The sequence below is a fragment of the Methanothrix soehngenii GP6 genome (genome assembly GCF_000204415.1).
GTDB lineage: Archaea > Halobacteriota > Methanosarcinia > Methanotrichales > Methanotrichaceae > Methanothrix > Methanothrix soehngenii.
Genome location: NC_015416.1, coordinates 2,164,650 through 2,185,829, shown reverse-complemented (window position 1 = coordinate 2,185,829; position 21,180 = coordinate 2,164,650). Strand labels below are relative to the sequence as shown.

General features: G+C 50.9%; 24 protein-coding genes. 13 read left to right on the top strand and 11 right to left on the bottom strand.

What is annotated here, in order from left to right; all coding sequences use genetic code 11:
• Positions 1 to 18 precede the first annotated feature (18 nt).
• A complete protein-coding gene (locus MCON_RS10835) occupies positions 19 to 978 on the top strand; it encodes a polyprenyl synthetase family protein (protein ID WP_013720008.1) in 960 nt (319 codons plus the stop codon).
• 400 nt (positions 979 to 1,378) lie between these two features.
• Here MCON_RS10835 and MCON_RS10830 read toward each other — a convergent pair whose 3' ends face one another.
• From MCON_RS10830 to MCON_RS10805, 6 genes are all read right to left on the bottom strand, one after another.
• On the bottom strand, positions 1,379 to 2,710 hold the full coding sequence (locus MCON_RS10830; RefSeq protein WP_048132375.1) for an amidohydrolase family protein: 1,332 nt from the start codon (positions 2,708 to 2,710) through the stop codon (positions 1,379 to 1,381).
• Positions 2,711 to 2,743: 33 nt separating this feature from the next.
• Positions 2,744 to 3,826: a hypothetical protein gene (locus tag MCON_RS10825; RefSeq protein ID WP_013720006.1), complete on the bottom strand. Its 1,083-nt coding sequence runs from the start codon at positions 3,824 to 3,826 to the stop codon at positions 2,744 to 2,746.
• Positions 3,827 to 3,830: 4 nt separating this feature from the next.
• A complete protein-coding gene (locus MCON_RS10820) occupies positions 3,831 to 4,460 on the bottom strand; it encodes a TetR/AcrR family transcriptional regulator (protein ID WP_013720005.1) in 630 nt (209 codons plus the stop codon).
• A gap of 268 nt (positions 4,461 to 4,728) precedes the next feature.
• Complete coding sequence (locus MCON_RS10815; protein WP_202795800.1) at positions 4,729 to 5,463, bottom strand: carboxymuconolactone decarboxylase family protein; 735 nt, start codon at positions 5,461 to 5,463, stop codon at positions 4,729 to 4,731.
• An 82-nt stretch (positions 5,464 to 5,545) separates the two neighbouring features.
• Positions 5,546 to 6,364 (bottom strand): nitroreductase family protein, encoded by an 819-nt coding sequence (locus MCON_RS10810; RefSeq protein WP_013720003.1) that lies wholly within the window; start codon positions 6,362 to 6,364, stop codon positions 5,546 to 5,548.
• Positions 6,365 to 6,386: 22 nt separating this feature from the next.
• A complete protein-coding gene (locus tag MCON_RS10805) occupies positions 6,387 to 6,950 on the bottom strand; it encodes a flavin reductase family protein (RefSeq protein WP_013720002.1) in 564 nt (187 codons plus the stop codon).
• Between the two features lie 99 nt (positions 6,951 to 7,049).
• Here MCON_RS10805 and MCON_RS10800 point away from each other — a divergent pair, with 99 nt between their 5' ends.
• From MCON_RS10800 to MCON_RS10780, 5 genes are all read left to right on the top strand, one after another.
• Entirely contained in the window at positions 7,050 to 7,442 is a 393-nt protein-coding gene (locus tag MCON_RS10800; RefSeq protein WP_013720001.1) for a winged helix-turn-helix transcriptional regulator, read from the top strand.
• A gap of 235 nt (positions 7,443 to 7,677) precedes the next feature.
• Positions 7,678 to 8,061, top strand: coding sequence for a hypothetical protein (locus tag MCON_RS10795; RefSeq protein ID WP_013720000.1), 384 nt, complete (start codon positions 7,678 to 7,680; stop codon positions 8,059 to 8,061).
• The gene (locus MCON_RS10790) at positions 8,058 to 8,264 is read left to right on the top strand and encodes a helix-turn-helix transcriptional regulator (RefSeq protein ID WP_048133219.1); all 207 of its coding nucleotides are present in this window, start codon (positions 8,058 to 8,060) and stop codon (positions 8,262 to 8,264) included. Before MCON_RS10795 ends, MCON_RS10790 begins: the two co-directional genes overlap by 4 nt.
• Positions 8,265 to 8,332: 68 nt before the next feature.
• Positions 8,333 to 8,506, top strand: a complete 174-nt coding sequence (locus MCON_RS10785; RefSeq protein WP_157863795.1) for a hypothetical protein — start codon at positions 8,333 to 8,335, stop codon at positions 8,504 to 8,506.
• 30 nt (positions 8,507 to 8,536) lie between these two features.
• On the top strand, positions 8,537 to 8,878 hold the full coding sequence (locus MCON_RS10780) for a hypothetical protein (RefSeq protein ID WP_157863794.1): 342 nt from the start codon (positions 8,537 to 8,539) through the stop codon (positions 8,876 to 8,878).
• Positions 8,879 to 9,019: 141 nt separating this feature from the next.
• Here MCON_RS10780 and MCON_RS10775 read toward each other — a convergent pair whose 3' ends face one another.
• The gene (locus MCON_RS10775) at positions 9,020 to 9,670 is read right to left on the bottom strand and encodes a helix-turn-helix domain-containing protein (protein WP_013719997.1); all 651 of its coding nucleotides are present in this window, start codon (positions 9,668 to 9,670) and stop codon (positions 9,020 to 9,022) included.
• An 86-nt stretch (positions 9,671 to 9,756) separates the two neighbouring features.
• Here MCON_RS10775 and MCON_RS10770 point away from each other — a divergent pair, with 86 nt between their 5' ends.
• The 5 genes from MCON_RS10770 to MCON_RS10750 all read left to right on the top strand — a co-directional run bounded on the left by MCON_RS10770 (position 9,757) and on the right by MCON_RS10750 (position 13,861).
• Positions 9,757 to 10,377, top strand: a complete 621-nt coding sequence (locus MCON_RS10770; RefSeq protein ID WP_013719996.1) for a hypothetical protein — start codon at positions 9,757 to 9,759, stop codon at positions 10,375 to 10,377.
• Positions 10,378 to 10,443: 66 nt separating this feature from the next.
• Positions 10,444 to 10,791: a hypothetical protein gene (locus tag MCON_RS10765; protein ID WP_013719995.1), complete on the top strand. Its 348-nt coding sequence runs from the start codon at positions 10,444 to 10,446 to the stop codon at positions 10,789 to 10,791.
• A 1-nt stretch (position 10,792) separates the two neighbouring features.
• Positions 10,793 to 11,959 (top strand): ABC transporter permease, encoded by a 1,167-nt coding sequence (locus tag MCON_RS10760; protein ID WP_013719994.1) that lies wholly within the window; start codon positions 10,793 to 10,795, stop codon positions 11,957 to 11,959.
• 2 nt (positions 11,960 to 11,961) lie between these two features.
• Positions 11,962 to 13,122 carry an ABC transporter permease gene (locus MCON_RS10755; protein ID WP_013719993.1) on the top strand — a complete coding sequence of 387 codons (1,161 nt, stop codon included), beginning with the start codon at positions 11,962 to 11,964 and terminating at the stop codon, positions 13,120 to 13,122.
• A 31-nt stretch (positions 13,123 to 13,153) separates the two neighbouring features.
• Entirely contained in the window at positions 13,154 to 13,861 is a 708-nt protein-coding gene (locus MCON_RS10750; protein ID WP_013719992.1) for an ABC transporter ATP-binding protein, read from the top strand.
• Positions 13,862 to 14,346: 485 nt separating this feature from the next.
• On the opposite strand, the gene MCON_RS10745 is transcribed toward MCON_RS10750, so the two are convergent.
• Positions 14,347 to 14,541 (bottom strand): hypothetical protein, encoded by a 195-nt coding sequence (locus tag MCON_RS10745; RefSeq protein ID WP_157863793.1) that lies wholly within the window; start codon positions 14,539 to 14,541, stop codon positions 14,347 to 14,349.
• Between the two features lie 341 nt (positions 14,542 to 14,882).
• On the bottom strand, positions 14,883 to 15,356 hold the full coding sequence (locus MCON_RS10740; protein WP_157863792.1) for a hypothetical protein: 474 nt from the start codon (positions 15,354 to 15,356) through the stop codon (positions 14,883 to 14,885).
• A gap of 886 nt (positions 15,357 to 16,242) precedes the next feature.
• Here MCON_RS10740 and MCON_RS10735 point away from each other — a divergent pair.
• On the top strand, positions 16,243 to 17,565 hold the full coding sequence (locus MCON_RS10735; RefSeq protein WP_013719990.1) for a tetratricopeptide repeat protein: 1,323 nt from the start codon (positions 16,243 to 16,245) through the stop codon (positions 17,563 to 17,565).
• On the top strand, positions 17,552 to 18,202 hold the full coding sequence (locus tag MCON_RS10730; protein ID WP_013719989.1) for a TerB family tellurite resistance protein: 651 nt from the start codon (positions 17,552 to 17,554) through the stop codon (positions 18,200 to 18,202). The genes MCON_RS10735 and MCON_RS10730 overlap by 14 nt, the downstream gene beginning before the upstream one ends.
• A 790-nt stretch (positions 18,203 to 18,992) precedes the next feature.
• On the opposite strand, the gene MCON_RS10725 is transcribed toward MCON_RS10730, so the two are convergent.
• Positions 18,993 to 19,874 carry a hypothetical protein gene (locus tag MCON_RS10725; RefSeq protein WP_013719988.1) on the bottom strand — a complete coding sequence of 294 codons (882 nt, stop codon included), beginning with the start codon at positions 19,872 to 19,874 and terminating at the stop codon, positions 18,993 to 18,995.
• Between the two features lie 77 nt (positions 19,875 to 19,951).
• On the bottom strand, positions 19,952 to 21,067 hold the full coding sequence (gene fbp, locus MCON_RS10720; protein WP_013719987.1) for a fructose-1,6-bisphosphate aldolase/phosphatase: 1,116 nt from the start codon (positions 21,065 to 21,067) through the stop codon (positions 19,952 to 19,954).
• Positions 21,068 to 21,180: the final 113 nt, after the last annotated feature.

Genomic DNA, 21,180 nt, shown 5'->3' with positions numbered 1-21,180 from the left:
TAGGTTGTGAGAAGGATGATGGAGGAAGAGCTGGAGAGGCGTGCGGCTCTGGTAACGGCAACCATCGAAAAGCTGCTCCCAGTGATGCATCCGCGCGGCCTGTATGAGGCGAGCCGGCACCTGGTGGACTCCGGCGGGAAGAGGTTGAGGCCGTCGATGCTGCTACTTGCGGCTGAGGCTGCGGGTGGAGAGGCTCTCGCCCTGGCTCCGGCGGCGGTATCCATCGAATTGGTCCATAACTTCACTCTCATTCATGATGACATCATGGACAATGCCGATGTGCGTCGGGGGAGGCCTGCGGTGCATAAGATCTGGGGGCAGTCGGGAGCTATTCTGGCTGGCGATACCCTTTACTCCAAGGCCTTTCAGGTTTTGGGGATGACTGCGGCCAGCCCGGAGCGGATCTTAGGGGCGATGAATATGCTCTCCCGGACCTGCACGGCGATTTGCGAGGGCCAGTGGCTGGACATGGAGTTCGAATCTAAAGACCGGGTGACTGAGAACGAGTACATGGAGATGATCGAGAAGAAGACCGGTGTTCTCTATGGCGCTTCTGCAGGGATGGGGGGTCTCCTGGCCGGGGCATCGCCCGAGGTGGTCAGGGCGCTGGATGAGTTTGGCCGGCTGACAGGCATGGGATTTCAGCTCCAGGATGATGTCATCGATCTTTTGACCCCGGAGGAGGTCTCGGGAAAAAGGCAGGGCGGGGATCTGATCGAGGGTAAGAAGACATTGATCATGATCCATGCCTTTGCCAATGACGTAGTGGTGCCTGTCTTCAGCAAGAAGGATGCATCGGCAGAGGAGATCTTCCGGTCGATCTCCATTCTGGAAGGGAGCGGCTCGATTGAGTATGCCAGGTCCAGAGCAGAGGAGATGGTAGTACAGGGCAAGAGGGCTTTGGATGTTCTGCCTCCATCACCGGCCAAAGAGACGTTGCTCGAGCTGGCCGACTACATGATCCGCAGAAGGTACTAGGTCAAGCGAAGAGTGCAAGAATTGAGCCGGTATCGGATTGGTATCGGCTTTGAGTTCTTCTGATACTATTTTTATCTCTAATTCAAAATCATTTGCATCCAATGGAGATTACCTTTGCAGATATCGATGATATCTTTTCTGAGGCTCTTCGCTGAAATATGTGGGGGAAGTCAAGAAGAGAATATGGCCTCTGTTCCTCTGTTTCTCTTTGGTTGGGTCAGAGCATAGCGTTTCACCACAGAGGCAAAAAGATACAGAGAATTAGCGATTCAGGTTCACCCATTCAAAATAGCGAGGAACCTTTTCTGATTTGGAACGATTGCCCCAGCCTAACGATGAAAAAAACGGTAGAGGACACCCTAAAAGGACCATACGCAATCGAGCTTTCTTGGAGAGATATTCACTGCCCTCTGCTTTGGCAGTCAACCACCCTTCGCCCGTCCCGGAAAAGCATGACCACATTTTGAGCATCCTTAATGTCCTGGAGCGGGTCGCCATCTACTACCAGCAGGTCTGCAGCGCGCCCGGGTTCAATAGCTCCGATGCTATCCGTTCTCAGTGCCCGGGCGGCCTCAATGGTCGCAGCTCTCAGGGCCTCCTGTGGGGTGAGTCCACAATCCACCAGCAGCTCCAGCTCGCGGTGAACGCCGGCGCCGAAGGGAACGCCGTTAATGGGCGCGTCGCTTCCCACAACGATCCAACCTCCTGCAGCATAAAGCTCTCCCACTCGCAGTCTGAGCTGCGAAGAGATCTGTGGAGGAAGTACCGCGTCTGTGACTGACAGCGTCGGCGTAATTGGCACGTTTTGTTCCACCAGTCTGTCCAGGACATCCTCTGGCCAGCCATCAAGAACAGCCCTCGCTTCGACATGCTCCAATCCGTCAACCCCGGCGGCGAGAACGTCCTCCAGGTCTTCGAGGGTGCCCCAATGGGCGGTGACGGCAAGGCCTTGCTCGTGCGCCTCAGTCACAATAGCATCAAGGACTTCGGGGGCTATTGGTTCAAGGTCGCGCCCAGGCCCGCCTCGCTCCTGAACCACCTTGATGAGGTCTGCTCGATCTTCGCCGCTGGCGAGCTCCTTCACTGCTCTGCGGGCTTCTTCCGTGGTGCTTGGAAGTCGCACTGAGTCAGATGCCGGATCAACTCCAAAGGTAGCCACTGGATGGCCGCCCGGCGTCGTGAATATGGGGCCGGCAGCAAACAGGCGCGGCCCTTCCAGGGAACCGTCTCGAAGATGCCGGCGAAGCTCCATGATCCAGCCATGCTCGTTCCCCAGGTCCCGGACGGTGGTGACGCCGTTCTCCAGAAATGCACGCCGCGTATCGGGGTAGAAGCGCACCCAGTCGAAGACCAGCTTTGGCATCTCCAGGATGCCCGGCTCTTCATTGGCTTTATAAGTCTGCGGTCCCAGATGCACATGCATATCGATAAGGCCCGGCATCAGGGTGTAGCTGGTCAGGTCGAGAACTTTTGCTCCAGGTGGGATGTCGATTTTGCCCTCTTCTCCGACCTCAATTATCGTGCCATCTTTAATGAGGACCTCAGCCCTATTGATCGGTTCTAAGTCTTCTCCTTCCAGCACAGTCGCATTGGTCAGGGCAAGGTATCCCTCCTGTGCCGCTCCGGCTGTGTAAAGCGTTGCATTATAGCAGATAAAACAGCCTGCAACAAGGATCGCGACTACTGCAAATGCATCCAGCAAGATGCGCTTCAAGTGAAAGGATTCGCTCATTTGCTTTTCCCCCAAGACGTTTTGAATTTTCTGCTATACCCAAGCTTCATATCTCTTTTTTTCTGCTCTTATCTTCCATGCCGCCAATAGAAGCAGCATAACCACGCCAAGTAAGAAGACTGTTCTCTGAACCAGCTCGTCATAAAACATCGCCTCATCAAATGGCACTAAGAGGAAGGCAATCCATGCTCTGGTCAGGAGAGCTCCCCCAGCCAAAGAGAGTGTATGGGAGGCGCTCCAATCTCTGCTCTGCGACCATCGCCATGTCAGGGCAGCCAGCAGGCCTACTGTGAGGATGTTAATTATGAAGCCTGGCCAGTCGATCATGAACATCGAAGGGATGCCAAGCATTTCGCATGCTGTTTCTATGATGTTCGGCAGGCTCAAGAGCATAAAGGCAGCAGTTCCAACCACCCATGGTTTGGGCAGCCGTATGGCGGCAAAGGGCCGCTCTTCTAATCTGACGGAAAACGCCAGGGCGATCAAGGCCATAACGACGATGGCCGTTCCAGCCATCTGAAGAGCAGATGGGAAAAACTGGTCATCTATAGCTATCCCCCAGCAGAGGATTGAGGACGCCAGGATATACAGGAGCGATATAATAGCTAACCCGAGGTTGCCCAACCACGGCGCCGTCCTGCTCCTGGGAACAAAGGTCTCAATTATTGCGATGGGCGCGCTTATGCTCCAGATCACATGCCCCAAAACGAAATACAGTGCATCCAGATAGCTGATGCCGAGTGCCGGGATATATGTGGGATTTGGCATGTCATGCCATAATTCTGTGATCTGATAAGATGGATCGAACAGGCTGTGGTCGATCAAGCCCGCCATGAAGATTCCGAAAGCAAGTGAGAGCAGAATGATCGTCGGCCAGCCACGGCCTGTGCGGCGAGCGCTCTCTCGGATGATGATGGCTGCGCCACCATAAGTCGGCGCCAAGAGCAATAAACCCATGTGCATCTCTGCAAAAGTCATAGACAAATAGCCGATGAGATACTCCGCAGTCAGAGGTGCCAGGAAGAAGAGTCCGAGCACAGGTGCGATGCTGTTCCAGAAGTCCAATCCCTTTTGGGGCCTGCTCAATCCAACTGTTTGGGATGTCGAATAATCCATAGGTTTACCTCCGATCCGCTTTGGTTGCCCTGTCAAATATCTCGAATATCTCGGCACAGTAGGTCTCCAGGCTGACCATGGCGATGAGGTACTGATCTGCCAGATACTCGCCAATGGCCCCCTGGATAGCGCTGGCCATGGCATGGATATCGAACTCGCGGAACTCGCCGCTGGCCTGGCCTTCGGTAAGGAGCTGTTCAAGCGCATATACAACCGGGTCCTCCCCATCATCGGACAGCTTATAATAGGGAACGTTGTCGGGCGTCCTGGCATTGAAAACGATCTCGATCAGGGCGACGTTATGTTTGGAATGCGTTCCCTGGTATGCAAGCCTTGCCTCGATGAATATGCGCAGCTTCTCCCGCGCTGTACTTCCTTCTTTCAATCGCTCTGTTACATACGCGTTAGCCTCAGAGAGCAGTGTCGTCAAAGTCTGGTTTATCAGGTCGTTTTTATCGCTGAAATGGTATGAGATCAGGGGCGTGCTGATTCCAGCTCTCTTGGCTATTTGCGCAAGGCTGGCGTTTACATAGCCGATCTCATCGAGAGTGGCAATCGTGGCCTCGATTATCTGCTCTCGCCTCGCCTCAGCAATGAACGATTGCCTTTCGTCTGCTTCTTTATCGTTTGTCATCTCTTCTCCCTTTGGGATCGGCCCAAACGCTCTCGTTCAAGCGCCCATGCCTTTTTGACTGTATGCTCAATTTTTTGATCATGCGATCAAAAATCCGTTTCAGCATTCATATATAAATAGATTGTCCACAAGTCAAATTTCCGGGGAAGAATCCTGCTGGAGAAATCCTCCCCCAATGTTGCCCGGATCCAATTCCCTAAACTCTGTTGCCGTTTCGCGCTGTTTCGGGCTTCCCGTTGCAGAGGATTTTACGGCTCCTCGCTAATCTTCATTCATTTTCCTTCATTGAGGCGGCGACCTCATGGGTGGCGAGGATGCCGTTCAAGGCGGCTGGAAAGCCGGCATAGATTGAGATGAGCAGCATTATCTCGACGATCTCCGCCTCGGAGAGGCCTGCCCTGAACCCGCCGCCAATATGAAACCGGAGCTGCGATGGGGCCGTCCCTTTTGCCGCAAGCGCTGCAATGGTCGCGACCTGTCGGTCCCGCAGGGAGAGGAGACCCCGTGCATAGATATCGCCATACCCGAATGCAATGACGTATTTTGCGATGTCCGGGTTGATCGGGTCGTATGTCTCCTTAAGGATGCGTTCCTGTTCAGGCGCAATCATGGCAAGCAGATTCTTCCCTCTTTCATACCTCCCTTCGGATCCGGCGTGAAGGGAATCCGTCGGGAGCGCTTGGCCGGTCTCCTGCAGGACCTCGACAAGCGTCTTCATGGCGTTCAGTGTTGCCGGGAACCCAGCGTACCCGCACATCTGAATGATGACCTCGCGGATCTCCTCCGGTATGCAGCCGACATGAAGTGCGGCATGGGTGTGGACCTTCAGCTGAGGCGCTGCAGTGCCCATGGCTGTCAGGGCGGCAACCACCGCGAGTTCTCGGGTCCTGTTGTCGAGTCCGTCACGAGCATAAATCTCGCCGAACGAGTATTCGATGAGGTACCGGGCAAGGTCGGGGCAGATCCTGTTGATGGTCTCTTCGACCTGGATTCCGGCTTCCATCGATCTGGAGCAGTTTTCTCCTTCCAATCTCTGCGTAGTCTTTCATTGTTCCTCCCTTTCAGGCAAATCCATCATGCCAGCCCTACAGCCACGCAACCACGAGTGGCTTGCGGCGCGGAATCCCGTAGATCTCGTGCTGCGGGTGGCCGAATATCATCGCATAGGCGCTTCTCCGCCCGGCGGGGATACTTAGCTCTTTTTGCAGCGGCTTGTACGATGATGCCGCCATCGCAACAAAGCCGGCCCAGCAGGTACCAATCCCGTGTGCCGGCGCCGCGAGATCGAAGTGGGTGAGCGCAATGATGGCATCGGTCTGGGCCACTGGATATTCTTCCGGTATGGTGGCTACGAGCAGGTGCGGGGCGCCCCGACAGATAACATCGCTGCCGCTCTCCCATCCCCTAATGAGCGCCGGGACGTAGCCGCTCATGGGATGGTTTGAGCCGGCGAGCGTTCTCATCCATTCGATGGTCATGGCAGCGATCTTCTTCACCCTCTCCTGATCGTGGACAACGATCCATTCCACTGGCTGTCTGTTTCCCGCGGATGCGGCGTACCGGGCAATATCGAGGAGTTCGAGGATCTTCTCTTTTGGCACAATGTCCTTCGTATAGTGCCGGACAGAGCGCCGCTTCCTCAGGTAGTATCCCATATTATCAGGTGCAATGTTTCCTGCTCCCTCAGGCAGGCGCACCTTTTCGTCCGGGCGATCGTTCAGGATTAGCGCATGCGACGGGCAGTGGGCTTCACAGTGCCCGCATTGGATGCAAATGCCAGCGTTGGTGTCATTCGTTTTCGGCAGTGAGTTCTCATCGGCAAGCTCGATTATGCCCATTATGCAGACCGTGGAGCAGATCCCGCAACGAGTGCAGAGATCCTGGTCGACCAGTATGGTTGTCATGAAAATCGCTCTTGCTATGATGTCATCGCTGTATCAGCTTCTTTCCGGCGCTCCACGCGTCACCGGCATGCTTCCCAAGCGTCCAGTAGCGGTTGTCGGGCATGGTCAGGAAGAGCGGGTCGATCTCCGGGAAATCAGGCTTTCCATCTTTGATTACCCTGCCATCTGCATATGCACCGACTATCTCGCCGATGTAGAGGCTGTTGGTTGGGAGGGGCACGATCTGGACGAGCCGGCACTCAAGCGAGACCGGGCATTCCCGGATCATCGGGGCGGTCTTCAGCGAGCCGTAGAAGATCTCGAAGGTCTCCGATTTGTCGACCTTTTCTCCAGACACAAGCCCGCAGTAATCGGTCTTATCCAGAAGCTCCGATGATGGGATGTTCACTGAGAAGGTCTTTGTCTCTGCTATGCCTTTCGGTGTATAGTGGTGATTCGCAATCCCGCAGACGAGCATAGGCGGAGTTGCATTTGCCCGCGTGCACCAGCCAACAGCCATGAAATTAGCGATTCCTGAAACCTGCGTCCCTACAAGAACCACAGGCATCGGAATGAAAAAGTTCTGTCCGATCTGCATTTTATCCATAGTCTTCTCCTGTAATCTGAACTGTTAGCGAAAAAATTGCGTTAACTGTATATATAGGAAATACAGTCAAAATAGTAACATACTATCATAGGAGTAACTATGACCTTTACCAAGAACGGGAAGACCTTTCACTGCCCGGTGGAGGCGGCGCTGGATGTGATCGGCGGCAAGTGGAAACCCCTTATCCTCTGGGCCCTCGGAGATGCAGTGTTGCGCTTTAATGAGCTGCAAAAAGCGATACCGGGGGTCAATACCAAGATGCTGACAAAGCAGCTTCGCGAACTGGAGGAGGATGGGGTTATCAAGCGAACGATCTATCCAGAAGTTCCACCCCGGGTGGAATACAGAATCACGGATTTCGGAAAGACATTGATTCCAGTCCTTGAAGCGCTCTGTAACTGGGGAGCAAACTATCTTGGGATCGAGGATGAGGATGCATCCGCGCGCCAGTGTCGACAGAAGCAGCAAAGAAGAAATGAGGTTTGCGAGTGATGTGCTCACTCCAAGATCGAGTTCGCTCTGGCTTTCGTTTTATGGCAAATGATTTTGAGTTAATTGAATCCGGCGCAGCGGATATGCTCACCCACTCGTTTATGATGTTAGAAATACAAAACATTTAAATACCCTATGTGATAAATACCTAACATACAGACAGAGAAACGCTACAGTCCATCAGGAAGGATGGCCGATGACCGAGGCCATCGCCTAACGGACAGAAGAGGTAATCATGAGAATAGATAGATTTTCAGCAGGCATGCTGCTCGGAGCGGCATTGATCTTTGCGGGAGTACTTTTAACTCAAGCGGGATACGATGCATTCTTCCTGGTGGCAGGAGGGGTAGCCGCACTGGCCACGACCGCTGTCCGGCGATGGCAGAGAGGTAATGAGCCGGAAAAGGACGAAAGGACGAATAAGATCAGGGCCTTCGGCCTGGCCTATTCTTGGTTGGTGAGCATAATTATAGTCCTGATCATTTTCTGTGCCACAATCATGGGATTCATCTCTATTGATGCTATCACGGCCTTATCGATCACCATTTACATTATGACCGGCAGCGCCATCGTCTCGCTCGCCGTTCTTCACCGCCGGGGCGATGTGGATTGGTCCTGAGAACGCACATCAAAGAGCTGAGGGCCAGACACGGGCTCACCCAGGAGGAGCTGGCCCGAATGGTAGGAGTGCGGCGGGAGACGATTCTCTTCTTGGAGAAGGGCAAATACAATCCATCGCTGAAGCTCGCCTGCAAGATCGCCCTGGCTCTGCAGGCCAGCATCGATGAGATATTCATTTTCGAGGAGGAGGATCTGAAGTGAGACGAAGCCGAGATCATAGTTTTAGCGATCATATCAAAAAGCTTTCAGGATTATTGCTGCTGATTTCCATGCTCATTCTGTTATCCAGATATGGATATTCCAGTCCCAGCCCCCTTGGCGAAGACGGCTCTTTAATCCCCCGTCAGATACTGTTCGGCAACCCGGACAAGACCAGCGTCAAGATCAGCCCTGACGGGAGCCGAATAAGCTATCTGGCTCCGGTAAACGGAGTCCTCAACTGAATTATTGCGGATTGCCGGATTTCCACGTTGATGGCAATGAAAATGCGTTCGCTGCGGCGAATAAATGCGAGGGCGGGATTAGAAATCAGCTATATGAGACGTCTTCTGATCGTATCGGCAATTCTTGAAGGAATGGCTGGGGCAGCCTTGGTGCTGCTGCCTTCGGCATCGATTTTTATGCTACTGGGTGCGCCCCCAGATACGCCGGTGGCGTTTAGCATTGCTCGTGGAGCTGGGGTGGCGCTGCTTTCCCTTAGCGCTGCATATTGGCTGGCTCGAAACGATGTTTATAGCGTGGCTGCGAGGGGACTGATTATAGCTATGCTGCTGTATAATAGTGCCTTCGTTTATTGCTTCACGTCGCACTCGTGATTTGGTGCGTGGTCTGCCTGAGACGAAGACCGCATACCAAAACTCCTGCGACATCTTCTACTCTGTGACCGATCATGACGCTATGCGATCTAGAAGATCAAAACTGTTATGGCAATACGCTGTCGATAAATCACCTTCGTTTCAGTATCCGGAAAAGATGTGCGATATGATTCGCCCTTCAGCCTTGCGCAGGTGCTCTACGGTCGCAGACTTGCCGATCCCCAGCCTCTCTGCGAGCTGGTCTGCGTTGATCCGCCTGGGGTAATCATAGTAGCCGCCCTTCTTGGCCTTGATGAGGATATCTCGTTGCCTGTTGGTAAGGCAGGATAAGACATCATAATGCTGATAGCTTGCCCTCTGGCAGCTGATGCTTTTAATTTCTCCCAAAAATCTTATCCTCTCGAAGAATCTCTTCAGGTTCGGCTGGTCGCCTATGACAGTGTAGACGAGCTTCTCGGAGGTGAAATAGGTGGGCAGATCCCAGATCAGTTCCAGGTCAAACTCTTTAAACATAAGCCTTAACTCATCTGGCACACCTCCCCTCATCAGACATATGGCCTCTTTCCCGTCAACCTTCAGGACATCCATTACTTCAATGCCTGGCGGATAGGGCAGGTCTTCCGGGGAGTATCCATCCCTCATAATACACCTGACTATAGCCGTCTTGATGTCTCTATCAAAATCGAGGCGGATCATCTGCAAGATTTCGGCGTATTCTATCTTCTCAAAATAATCATGCAGCAAATCCTTCAAAAAAGGTTGCGGGACTAACTCCACTGTCGCCTTTCTCATAAAGACTTGATTCTCTACCAGGTATAAAAAGTACCCCACATGAACGGCACAAGCTAATTATCCGCCAGGTAGATTCTATAACGGCCATGAAGTGTGTATTCTTTCTCCTCATGGCTTCAAGCCTTCTCCTTTTGCCCGCTTTAGGCCAGGAGGTCGTTGACCTCTACTCCGACCTCCAGTCCTGCGATGTGACTGTTGCTGGAACAGGAGCGGGCGATCTGCTCAAGCTAGAGCTCTTCTCCTCAGGGAAGGTATTGCAGTCCAGGACCCTAGCTCTGGACGGTCCGGGAACCTGGGTAGCGAGATGGGACAAAATGCCCTCGACGGAGGGATCCTACAGCGCCCGGGCGACGCTTTTCCGGAATGGATCTCTCCTATCAGAGAAGAGCATTGACTTTCACCATGGTGGGCGGGTTCCGGTGAAGTTCGATGTAAGGGACTATCAAGCAGACAGCAGCGGGGTTCATCTTCTGATCTATTCTCCGGACCTGGCGATAGTGGATATCTATCACATGCTCATTAAAGATGGAAAAGCCCTATATGTCGCTCGCGAAAGCCCCGTTTCCATATCAGACGGCATTCGCAATATCGATTTTGACTGGAAGCAGCTTCTTGTGAGGGGCGAGCAATACTCGGGTCGGATTAAGATCGTAGAAAAGGAGACCGGTCAGACCCGAGCCTTCATGAGCTCCTTTCTGGCCCGGTAGGATGCGAGGATTACCGACACTTATGAGGACGAGACAGGTGCCAGCGCCACGATTCTGGGGAAATCCATGACTCCCTTTCACGGTTTCCTGAGGTTCCTCCTCTCGCAGGATGAAAGGTCCCTCGCTACTCTGGAGAAGAAGACCCCCGTTCTTCTCAAAGGAGATGACGAGACGATTGAAGTATCCTGGAACAAGACCCTGAACCCCGGGATATACCAGCTGAAAATCCAGCTCTTGGGTACAGAAGGAGATCTGATAGACTTTACTGAGAGGGTGATCGAGGCAAAGGCCAGGACTAATCTGACCGCCGTCAAGACAGAAACGCCCAAAGACTCATCCTCGAGCATGATCTTAGGCCTGCTTGGCCTGGTCGCTTTTGCAGGGATCATTTATGTAATCCGCGGGAGGCGCTGAGATGCTGGCCTTCTCTTCATTCGAGATCTTCGTGGCCATGAGACATATAACTTACCGCAAGCGGCAAGCAGCTCTGGCCATAACAGCTGTTGGAATGGCGGTGGCCGTATCCCTCCTGATCATAGCAGTTCAAAACGGCTTCTCCGATTACATGCTGGATATAGTATTCAAGAGCCTCCCTCATATAATCATCAAGCCCATAGACGGAGAGAACTACCTCAACCTCTATCAGAATGTCATAGATGGCGTCTGGGGCCTGGAGGGGGTAGTAGGGGTCTCACCGGTCCTGGCGGCCACCGCGACCTTCACCCACGAAGACAAGGTCGCAAATGCTGCAATGCTTGGAGTTCTGCCTTTCGAGGCCGATAAGATCAGCAAGATAAGTGAGAGCATGGTGCAGGGAGACCTGAACTCCATCATTGGAGGAAAAAAGATCCTCCTGGGCAGATCTTTGGCAGAGAAGCTCGACATGAAGCTGGGAGATACGGTGCACGCTGACTTTCCCGATGCCAGGGACCTCAACCTCACAGTATCGGGGATCTTCGATACTGGTTATGCCTCCGTCGATGAGAAGACATCCTACGTATCCCTGGAGACTGCTCAGGTGTTTTTGAACGAAGGGAATGTAGTGACCCAAATCGATATCAAACTGAATGACATCGACCAAGCCCAAGCCGTGGCTGGGCAGATCTCTTCGGATAGGTACGAGGTCCAGGTATGGCAGGAATCCAATCCTGAAATCGTGGAAAGCCTGGCCTATGAGAAGGCCTCTAACATGATCACCCTGCTTTTGATCATGGTCATCGCCACCTTCGGAATAGCCAGCATCATGAATATGCTGGTCCTTGAAAAGACACGGGAGATAGGGATGCTGATGGCAGCAGGGGCTGATAGCTCTCATATCAGGAAGATCTTCCTCCTGGAGAGCGGCCTTCTCGGCCTCATGGGGGCCTTGCTTGGCTGCGCCATGAGCCTCGTTTTAGCCATCAGGCTTCGAAGCCTTCAGATCGAGATGCCCACCGGCGGCATGGTCGATCTGCCCGTAATCCTCTCCTATCAGGATATGGTCACGCTCTCATTAATAGCGCTGATTCTGAGCCTTGCGGCCGGGATCTATCCTGCACATATAGCCTCGAAGCTGGACCCGGTAGAGTCCCTGAGGGGATAGAGATGTTTGAGCTTATCATTGCCTGGAGGCATATCACAGCCAGCCCCAGGATGGTGCTCTTCCCCGTCCTCGCTGTGGCCCTGGCTGTGATGGTTATAGCAGCTATGATGGGGCTCATGGAGAGTTACAGGGAGGAGATCATCAGCAGCACAGTGGAGAACAGCCCCTACCTGACGGTTGAGCCGAAGGAGGGTGAAGACTATATCCACCTCTACAAGACGCTCTCAAGCGTGATCTGGGGCTATTCCGGGGTTGAGGCGGTCTCGCCCAGGCTCTTGGGGATGGCTGCGGCCAAGTACAGAGAACAGGTGAAAGGAGTCTCCATCATAGGCATCGACCCGCTGCTTGAAGATCCTCTCCTGGGTGTGCAAAGCGACCTGGTCTGGGGCGATTTCAATGATCTGGCTTTCAAGAAGCATTCGGCCATCGTTGGAGCCAAGCTGGCAGAAGATCTGAAGCTGAAGCCTGGGGATGGTTTTTACCTGGTTCGCAAGGGAGTGTCTTTAAAGGTAACCCCAGCAGGCTACATCCGGACGGGAACCGGAGCTGATGAGTCGCTAGTGTACCTTCCCCTGGAGACTGCTCAGAGGCTGATGGGAGAAGGAGATGTAGTCTCTGAGATTGGGATTAAAACATCAGATCTCTATGAGGCCCCAGCCATCGCTTCCGGGTTGAGCCGGGACAGTTTCTATAAGGCCCAGAGCTGGCAGGATAAGAGCCGGAACCTCCTGAATCTCCTGGATACACAGAGGTTTTTCACTTACCTCTTTTACCTGCTCATATTCGTCATCTCCGGATTTGGCGTGGTCAACACCATGATTATGACCATCTCCCGCAGGACCAGAGAAATTGGCATCCTCATGGCCATCGGTGCCAACAGAGGATCTATAATCAAGATCTTTATGGCCGAGAGCCTGATCCTCGGTCCTCCATCAGCCGCTCTGGGATGCCTTTTGGCTTATGTAGCTGCCAAGCTGATCGAGGCATTTCCGATTGAGATCCCCGCTGAGGTCTATGCCGCTTCCAGGATGAGCATCCTCTTAAGCCCCGAGATCTTCGCCTATGCCGTAGCTTTTGCCATGATGGTGGATCTGGCAGCGGGACTGTATCCTGCCTATAAGGCATCTCGAATGGATCCGGTCGAGGCCATAGCCTCGGCTTAAATTTAGTGTTAATTTTCAGGAGAATGATATCATGAACATAATCGTCGCCAATAAGTTGAGAAAGGTCTTCGGAAACGGCGTGGAGTTGCTGGCTCTGGACGATGTCGACCTGACGATCCTGGAGGGGGAGTTCCTCTCCATAACCGGTCCCAGCGGCAGCGGCAAGTCCACTCTGCTGAACATGCTTGGGCTGCTGGATAAGCCATCGGGAGGCGAGATATGGCTGAAGGGCAGGGAAGTGTCGCAATCCAGCTCCCTGGAGAGGTCCCGGCTTCGAAACAAGGAACTGGGATTCATCTTCCAGTATCATCATCTCTTGCCGGAGTTCACTGCGCTGGAGAACGTCATGATTCCTCAGCTCATTGCCGGGGAAGACAAAAAAGCAGCTCGCCATAGGAGCGAGGAGCTATTGCGGGAGATGGGGCTCGTGGAACGGCTGAACCACAAACCAAGCGAGCTGTCGGGAGGCCAGAGCCAGAGAGTGGCTGTAGCCCGGGCCCTGGCTAACAGGCCATCCATCGTGATCGGCGACGAGCCCACTGGAAACCTGGACACCAAGAGCTCGGAGATGGTCTATGAGCTGCTGAGAAAGCTGAACCGGGAGATAAAACAGACCTTCATCCTGGTGACACATGATATGAACATGGCTCAGAAAACCGATCGAATCCTCCGGCTGGTTGACGGGAGGATAGTGAGCGAGATGCGCAGAGAGAACGGCGGATTTGTAGAGTGCCTGTGAGGTCAACTACCCCTCCCCTGAAGGGGAGAGGCTTGTCCCTGGAGGATTGAATGCTCCGAGACAATAGGCTGGTTGACACCGACTTGCAAAATCGGTCGAGCCATTTCGTGGTCGAGGCAGCCCGTAAACAGATCATAGCTTCAAATGCATTTCAGCTTAGGCATTGCTGCCTATTCCGATCTGAGTTATTGTGTGTGTCTCTCAGTCATCCCATCGAACCGTTGGCTCCGGAGAGTGTCTTGTGGTCTGAGAAAACAACATATGGAGGTGGATTTGACATATTAAATAGATTTGCAGCGTGGAGTGAAAGTAAACTGGGACATGTACCCAATTCCTCCCACCCCTAAAGGGAGTGGGTCTCCTTGGTGATTTACTATGAATATCACCGAAGCGGCATAAGTGAGCGCAGCCGGACCTGAGCGGGAAGGCGATCATCGAGCTGCCCAGATGATTGATATTGCCGGATTTTTCTTTTGCCGGTTCGTTTAGCACCAGCCTCCCTTTTTCCGGTATAGAAGCAGCACCACCTCTATCATTTCAGGGGTTGCCATTCCCAATGCGCAGATCGTCTCATAAATCCTCCTGAGAATGCAGGCGCTCGATAGATCAAAGCCCTCTTGGACTCCAAAGAATTCACCTGGATCTGCCGCTCCGCTTGATTTGAGATCAAAGAGACTCAATTTCAATGCGCGTACTTGTTTAGCCTATACAATCGTTAACTGGAGACTAATTTTATGTAGTTGTCTCTAATTAGTTTCATAAGGTGGTTAAGGTCACCCATATTGGCCATCATAATCATACGGCATCGGTTAAGGATTTTCTGATACTATATTAATACTTAATTTTACATTTTGCTATTGAGCCAAAAACTCGAATTTGTTGAAATCAGTACTCTGTGGTCTCAAACCTTTTCTGCAAAAATTGATCTCAAAAAGCTCGGAAGCCTAATTCTATGCATGCTGGTCTTAACCGATGACGCATGCCATCATAATCTTTGTATCAGAAATCAGATTGCGACATGTTATCTATGATGAGGAATCGGCATAGGAATCAAATATTGTCGTGGTTTTTTTGCCAATTCATTGTATTCATCGATTTTTATATTTATAATATCTCTTTGCAGATTGTACTTTTCAATATCAGCATTGTACTTATTTACTAACTCATTGTATGGGTCACGCAAAGAGTTGTATTGACTAACGAGAGCGTTATATGGATCTACATTTTGATTGTATTCAGAAGGAGTCATTTTGTCCATTCGCATCTCCCAAGCATCCAATTGAGCCTTTATGCTATCTCTCTCTGCTTTTCTTTGATCTATTTCTTTCTCTTCCAGGGAGATCGTTTCATTTAAGGATGCAATGGCTTGTTTATCCTGCGAGATCTCACTGCTTAATTGATCCATTTTATTGTAATCTCCTTGATATGACGCATATTGTAAAATATCTATGATAATAATAACCGCTATTATGCCTATCAAAATCTTTAGATTCAATTTTTGCATCTCCTGCCAGAATTTCAATATTTATCAATCGATTGCTAAAATGTGTCATAGGATGGCGGTTCACGAAGCTGTCTTGTCATGCTAATAGTTGAATACAGCCAAAGCTACTGCAATTATATTAATGATTACCCTCCTTAGAATCCAAACAAATCGTTATGCATTTAAGCTTTTTGGTTGAGGTCTCTTCTTGTGTAGTGCAGAAGCTATTGACTTTGTATACCTATCACTGGTTCATCGGAAAGAAGAACAAAACCGGGTCGTGTACTCGAATCATTGAATTGGTATCCTGAATGTGGTCGCGTACGTGATATACAGAAAAGTTCAAACAGGTGATATGATGGGCACATGAGGTCAAAATGAACCCTATGCAACCGATTTTAGCAAGAATTTTCGGTAATTACCACCCGCGATCCGTGAATCATTATGGCGATCTGGGTGAGGTAATGCGGATGCATGGAGTTGATTCTCATGGAGAGATTAATACGGCATATGTTGATCGTCTGAATCTCACAATTCGCAATTCATTGGTTTGATCCGTCTGTAAGAGCATGAATTACAGCTGGATCTTGGGGCGGTATACTCATGTGCTGGACATTTTTCCAGGCTTAGTAACCTTGCCAAGCCTCACAACTTGCTTTGGGGGCTAAGAGTGGATCAGGGCAAGGAGAAATGGATGAAAAGGACACCTGCTATGGCAGAAGGTTTGGCCAATCATGTCTAGACCATTAAGGAACTAATGACATTCATGGCTCCTTTTCAGTGATATGAGTATACAACCTGGATATTGCGACGAGATGATCTCCTAACCGAAGACGCATGCATAGATCTGTTCCTAGCTAAAGATATGTATATATTTTAGTTGGTCATTTCCAACCTCATGAGATTGATCTTTGCCATTTTAGTCCTCCTTCTGGCATTGCTGACATCGGCGCAATGTCAGCAGACGGAAGAGGATTGGTTCTATCAAGGAGTTGCTCTCGCTGACCAGGGTAAGTATGATGAGGCCATTAAGGCTTATGATGAAGCTATTCGGTTAGATCCAACCATTGCCGCTGCCTGGTCCAATAAAGGTGTTGCTTTCGCTGACCAAGGGAAGCATGATGAAGCCATTGAGGCTTATGATGAAGCCATTAGGTTAGATCCCACCGATGCAGCGGCCTGGGGCAACAAAGGTGCCTCTCTCGCTGATCAGGGCAAGTATGACGAAGCTATTGAGGCCTATGATGAAGCCATTAGGTTAGATCCAACCGATGCTATAGCCTGGTTCAATAAAGGCAACTCCCTCAACAAACAAAAGAAGTACGATGAGTCAATAAAAGCCTATGACGAGGCCATCGGGCTGAATCCTGTCCTTGCGGAGCCTTGGATTGGCAAAGGCAAATCTCTCGCTGACCAGGGCAAGTATGATGAAGCTATTGAGGCCTATGATGAAGCCATTAGGTTAGATCCGGCCAATGTAGCGGCTTGGGGCAACAAAGGTGTCTCTCTCGCTGACCAGGGCAAGTATGACGAAGCTATTGAGGCCTATGATGAAGCCATTAGGTTAGATCCGACCGATGCAGCGGTTTGGGGCAACAAAGGCGTCTCTCTCGCTGACCAGGGGAAGCATGATGAAGCCATTGAGGCTTATGATGAAGCCATTAGGTTAGATCCCACCGATGCAGCGGTTTGGGGCAACAAAGGTGTCTCTCTCGTTGATCAGGGCAAGTATGATGAAGCTATTGAGGCCTATGATGAAGCCATTAGGTTAGATCCGGCCAATGCAGCGGCTTGGGGCAACAAAGGTGTCTCTCTCGCTGATCAGGGTAAGTATGATGAAGCTATTGAGGCTTATGATGAAGCCATTAGGTTAGATCCAACCGATGCTACAGCCTGGTTCAATAAAGGCAACTCCCTCAACAAACAAAAGAAGTACGATGAGTCAATAAAAGCCTATGATGAGGCCATCAGGCTGAATCCTGATCTTGCGGAGCCTTGGATTGGCAAAGGCAATTCTCTCGATGATCAAGGCAAGCATGACGAGGCCATCCAGGCCTATGATGAAGCCATTAGATTGGATTCGACCGATGCTAATGCCTGGTATAACAAGGGCGTAGTTCTCCATAACCAAAATAGGCCCGGATCCCATGAGGCCTTCGCCAAGGCAAGAGAGCTAAATGCCGCAAAATCAATAGGGGTCTCCAAGAATGAAACGATTTGAAGCCCTTGCCGCTATACTCTTTATCATTTTCGGAACAAGGGGGATCACATATAATTCAGGAAAAGGAACATTTTTTTGTCCAAGCTGCAATGAATTCCGAGACTATGAGCAAAAACGGTGCAGGAGGGTTTTCACCCTCTATTTCATACCAATTATCCCTCTTGACATTCTCCAAGAGTACGTAGAATGCAAGATCTGCAAGTGTACATATAAATTGGAGGCTCTGCAATATGATCCCGCCGCGAAAAAGCAAAAATTTAAGGCGGAGTTTCATAAAGCCATACTCAAAGTAATGGTGACTATGATGCTTGCAGATGAAAAAATAGAGGAATCTGAAAAGCAGCTAATTTCAAGAGTTTACATCAATTTAGCCGGACATCCTTTGGATGAAGTCGATCTTATCCAGGAAATGTACCAAGTAAAAAATTCAAAGCTTTCAATGCAGGAACTATTGAAGTCTATGACCCCTAGCCTAAACGACTATGGCAAGGAGATGGTGATTAAAGCCGCATTTCTAACCGCATCCGCAGATGGTAAGATTGATAGTGAGGAAAAGAGGTTGCTGACAGAACTCGCTTCTGCATTGGAAATGTCGCCCTCCCACCTGAATGCAGTAATTCAGGAAATGGTTTCGTAATTAACAACCGCATTCGCCGAGGCCAAGTAATCAGGATATCCACGCTGATCCCAGTTCCGAGCATTGTGCGTAACTGTGGTTCTATTTAATACTTTTCATATTTTTGCATGCACGCACTGTAGTTTCCATGCTATTCTTAATTTTTTTTAAACGTAATACCCCGCAGCTCGCTGCGGCTGGGATAAAGGGGTATGAGTATTCAACTTGGGCTTGGATCTGCTTAACCTGTTTCCAACATCATGCGGCAGCGCCTTGGATGCCCCGACGCTTGCGGCGGAGATGAGCTGCCGTCATTTTACTGTTCATAGTATATTATTTATTAAATTTTTAATACGTGTTTAGCTGGCTAGTCTTATGGTTAGCATTTGGAGACAATCCAATCCTCTTTGTCCCCATGTTGCCAGCACCGTCATGATTAGCTCATGAATAGCAGTTCCCTTTCTATTTCTCAAAGTTCCCAAGATTTTTCGGTAGTGTGACGATTTTGCTGTAAAATTTACAGGAATATTCCGTAGCAGAAAACGACTTGCTGCTTACGAGATGACAGCAAGTTATTTCTACGAGATATTATAATTGGCCCTGTATCCCCAAGTCGCAAAACTCAGGAGGGACACAGAGCTGATTTTGGTCGCGTGCCATATCTGCTGTAATTCCGCATTGGGCCTGTATCCTGATTCTACTCTACTCTTCCAATGATAAAATAATCAATATATATTGTAATATGTGATAGACTAAAATATTGGGTGGACAAAGTGAAAAGCTGCTGCTTCGAGCCTTTCGCTGAGCGGGTCTATTTTCTCTTCAGGTGGAATATGTGGACGAGCTTTCTCTTCTCCTCCGGGAGGAGTGAATATGCTATTTTTTCCACCTCCTTTTGATCCTGCCCGCCGGCGATTATTATCCCTTCGATTATGGCAAACCAGCCTTCGTTAATGCCGATATCTTTAAGCTTCTTTCGATACTTTCTTGCCTGGACCCTGCCCATCTCCTCGCTGTATATGGGCAATAGCTCTGGTTTTTTACTGAGCAGCTCCTCAATCTCCTGCCAGTGAATGTCTCTGCTCTCCTGGGACCGCAGAAATGCCCTCAGCCTCTCTGCATCGCTGGGGGCGGCATCCTTGGGTGAGAAAGGCAGCGAGGTTATAATTCCATAGCTCGCTTTAGCCTGGCGGAAGCTGTCGTTGATGCTGCTTTTCATCCCTGAACCGAAAAATATATTGTAGCAGCTGAATGAGCCATCGAAGATGATCTTTCCTTTAAAGGGCAGAAGGGTGGCTTGGACGATTCTGGGCAGATTGCCGATCAGCTCCCACTGCATGGCCAGTCCCTTAACGCCGTAAGCCTTGGGTGAACGGCCTTCATTCATGAAGACTGCATGATCCTTGAGAAATCGGACGATGTAGAATCTGCCTTTCACGAAATGTTGCCAGCTGGATATGATCTCCAGCTCTTCTGCTGAAAAGCCCTGAGGATTCTCCCGCACAAATGAATCGATCTGATCGGGCTTGGAGTAGAGCTTCTCTTTGAGCTTCTCAATGTCCTCCAGAGCCTCCTTGAAGAGATCCTCAGGACTCTGAAAGTCCTTCAGAATTTTATGTTTGTTATTTACATAAAGCAATAGTGGATGGTACAGCTTCAGGAATAGTTTCCTGTCATCATCTGGAAGGTTCATGGCAGATTCATAAAGCTACAAATATTTGGCTTTATGCTCCTCCGCGGATAACACCCATGCGCAGTGTCCCAACAAAATTACTCCGTATCCACGAACCGATCTCTCAGGCAATCCATTACATGAGGCAGGGTGGTATACTCCATTTCCTCCATGGGCAGCCGGTGCGGCTCGAAGGGGCCGTGCGCCCTCATGTAATCGGTGATCTCCAGACACCTCTGCCGGACGCGGTCGAAGGCCAGGTCATTGAAGAGATCCACCGGCCCCACGAACTTCCCCTCGGCTAGCTGGAATCCGGCGGCTATCACCCGTGGCGGGCCGTCGAACCTGGTGGGATGAGCGGTATCAAATGAGCAGGGCATAAGTGGCCCGTTGTGGCTGCCCCGCATCCATCCGCTCACCAGGTGCCCGATGGAGAAGGGCTCGAGCACCTCGCCCAGCGCGGGCAGGCCGGACTGCGACCTCACTAAGGCCACGGGATCGTCCTTGCCCACATACTTGCCAGCGGTCTGGTAGAGCTTCTCAGTGCTGATCACCGCCACCGGCTCACTCTGGGGTATCTTGCTGCCGGGCTTGGCAAAGACTCTCTTGATCACATATCGGCTCTTGGCACCGATCAGCGCCAGCATATCGTACATCTCCTCCGGGCAGTTCATGAGGACCTTCTTGTGCTCTAGGATATCCCAGACCTCAAAAGTGAAGCCGTGATGGAAGGAGGGATCTATTATCAGCCCGGCGGTGTTGAATGGATCGGCAAACATCTTGAAGATGGGGAGATTGAAGGCTCCGGGCTCGGTCTTGTCCATCATAAAAGCGATGATGGGCTCTGCCGTGCGCTCGGTTATCTCCATCTCCGCAACCCCTGGACCCATGCCCTTGATGTTTCCGGAGAAGGCGTCCGCCAGCAGGTCCTGGCCATAGCCATAAAGCTTGAGGCCCTTGGCCGTCTCAGTGGCTGCCTCGAATGTCTCCCAGGCTAGGCCGTGGATGTCGCCGCAGTCGCAGCCCGTCCTGTGGCTCATGAGCAGCTCCAGATCGTCGCCGCAGGCCATAACCCTGTAGTCCACCAGACAGCCGGACTTTTTGGCCTCTTCCAGCTTCTCCTCCGCAGTCTTGATCAATTCTGGATGGACCGAACAGTGGCCGGGATAGCCGCCTACATCGGCTTTTATTAAGCTTATAGTTATCTTTGTCATATCAATCCCACCTGACGCTCCCTGGAGAACGGCGTATTTATCACTATTATCTCTAATAGATACGATATATTATGGCCTTTATGGTCATAAATCTTTGTGGACCAAAATCTCTA

Excerpts from the sequence above, each read along its gene's own strand:
- MCON_RS10835 (WP_013720008.1), top strand. The coding sequence starts at position 19 with ATGGAGGAAGAGCTGGAGAGGCGTGCGGCTCTGGTAACGGCAACCATC.
- MCON_RS10830 (WP_048132375.1), bottom strand. The coding sequence starts at position 2,710 with ATGAGCGAATCCTTTCACTTGAAGCGCATCTTGCTGGATGCATTTGCA.
- MCON_RS10825 (WP_013720006.1), bottom strand. The coding sequence starts at position 3,826 with ATGGATTATTCGACATCCCAAACAGTTGGATTGAGCAGGCCCCAAAAG.
- MCON_RS10820 (WP_013720005.1), bottom strand. The coding sequence starts at position 4,460 with ATGACAAACGATAAAGAAGCAGACGAAAGGCAATCGTTCATTGCTGAG.
- MCON_RS10815 (WP_202795800.1), bottom strand. The coding sequence starts at position 5,463 with ATGGAAGCCGGAATCCAGGTCGAAGAGACCATCAACAGGATCTGCCCC.
- MCON_RS10810 (WP_013720003.1), bottom strand. The coding sequence starts at position 6,364 with ATGACAACCATACTGGTCGACCAGGATCTCTGCACTCGTTGCGGGATC.
- MCON_RS10805 (WP_013720002.1), bottom strand. The coding sequence starts at position 6,950 with ATGGATAAAATGCAGATCGGACAGAACTTTTTCATTCCGATGCCTGTG.
- MCON_RS10800 (WP_013720001.1), top strand. The coding sequence starts at position 7,050 with ATGACCTTTACCAAGAACGGGAAGACCTTTCACTGCCCGGTGGAGGCG.
- MCON_RS10795 (WP_013720000.1), top strand. The coding sequence starts at position 7,678 with ATGAGAATAGATAGATTTTCAGCAGGCATGCTGCTCGGAGCGGCATTG.
- MCON_RS10785 (WP_157863795.1), top strand. The coding sequence starts at position 8,333 with ATGCTCATTCTGTTATCCAGATATGGATATTCCAGTCCCAGCCCCCTT.
- MCON_RS10780 (WP_157863794.1), top strand. The coding sequence starts at position 8,537 with ATGGCAATGAAAATGCGTTCGCTGCGGCGAATAAATGCGAGGGCGGGA.
- MCON_RS10775 (WP_013719997.1), bottom strand. The coding sequence starts at position 9,670 with ATGAGAAAGGCGACAGTGGAGTTAGTCCCGCAACCTTTTTTGAAGGAT.
- MCON_RS10770 (WP_013719996.1), top strand. The coding sequence starts at position 9,757 with ATGAAGTGTGTATTCTTTCTCCTCATGGCTTCAAGCCTTCTCCTTTTG.
- MCON_RS10765 (WP_013719995.1), top strand. The coding sequence starts at position 10,444 with ATGACTCCCTTTCACGGTTTCCTGAGGTTCCTCCTCTCGCAGGATGAA.
- MCON_RS10760 (WP_013719994.1), top strand. The coding sequence starts at position 10,793 with ATGCTGGCCTTCTCTTCATTCGAGATCTTCGTGGCCATGAGACATATA.
- MCON_RS10755 (WP_013719993.1), top strand. The coding sequence starts at position 11,962 with ATGTTTGAGCTTATCATTGCCTGGAGGCATATCACAGCCAGCCCCAGG.
- MCON_RS10750 (WP_013719992.1), top strand. The coding sequence starts at position 13,154 with ATGAACATAATCGTCGCCAATAAGTTGAGAAAGGTCTTCGGAAACGGC.
- MCON_RS10735 (WP_013719990.1), top strand. The coding sequence starts at position 16,243 with ATGAGATTGATCTTTGCCATTTTAGTCCTCCTTCTGGCATTGCTGACA.
- MCON_RS10730 (WP_013719989.1), top strand. The coding sequence starts at position 17,552 with ATGAAACGATTTGAAGCCCTTGCCGCTATACTCTTTATCATTTTCGGA.
- MCON_RS10725 (WP_013719988.1), bottom strand. The coding sequence starts at position 19,874 with ATGAACCTTCCAGATGATGACAGGAAACTATTCCTGAAGCTGTACCAT.
- fbp (WP_013719987.1), bottom strand. The coding sequence starts at position 21,067 with ATGACAAAGATAACTATAAGCTTAATAAAAGCCGATGTAGGCGGCTAT.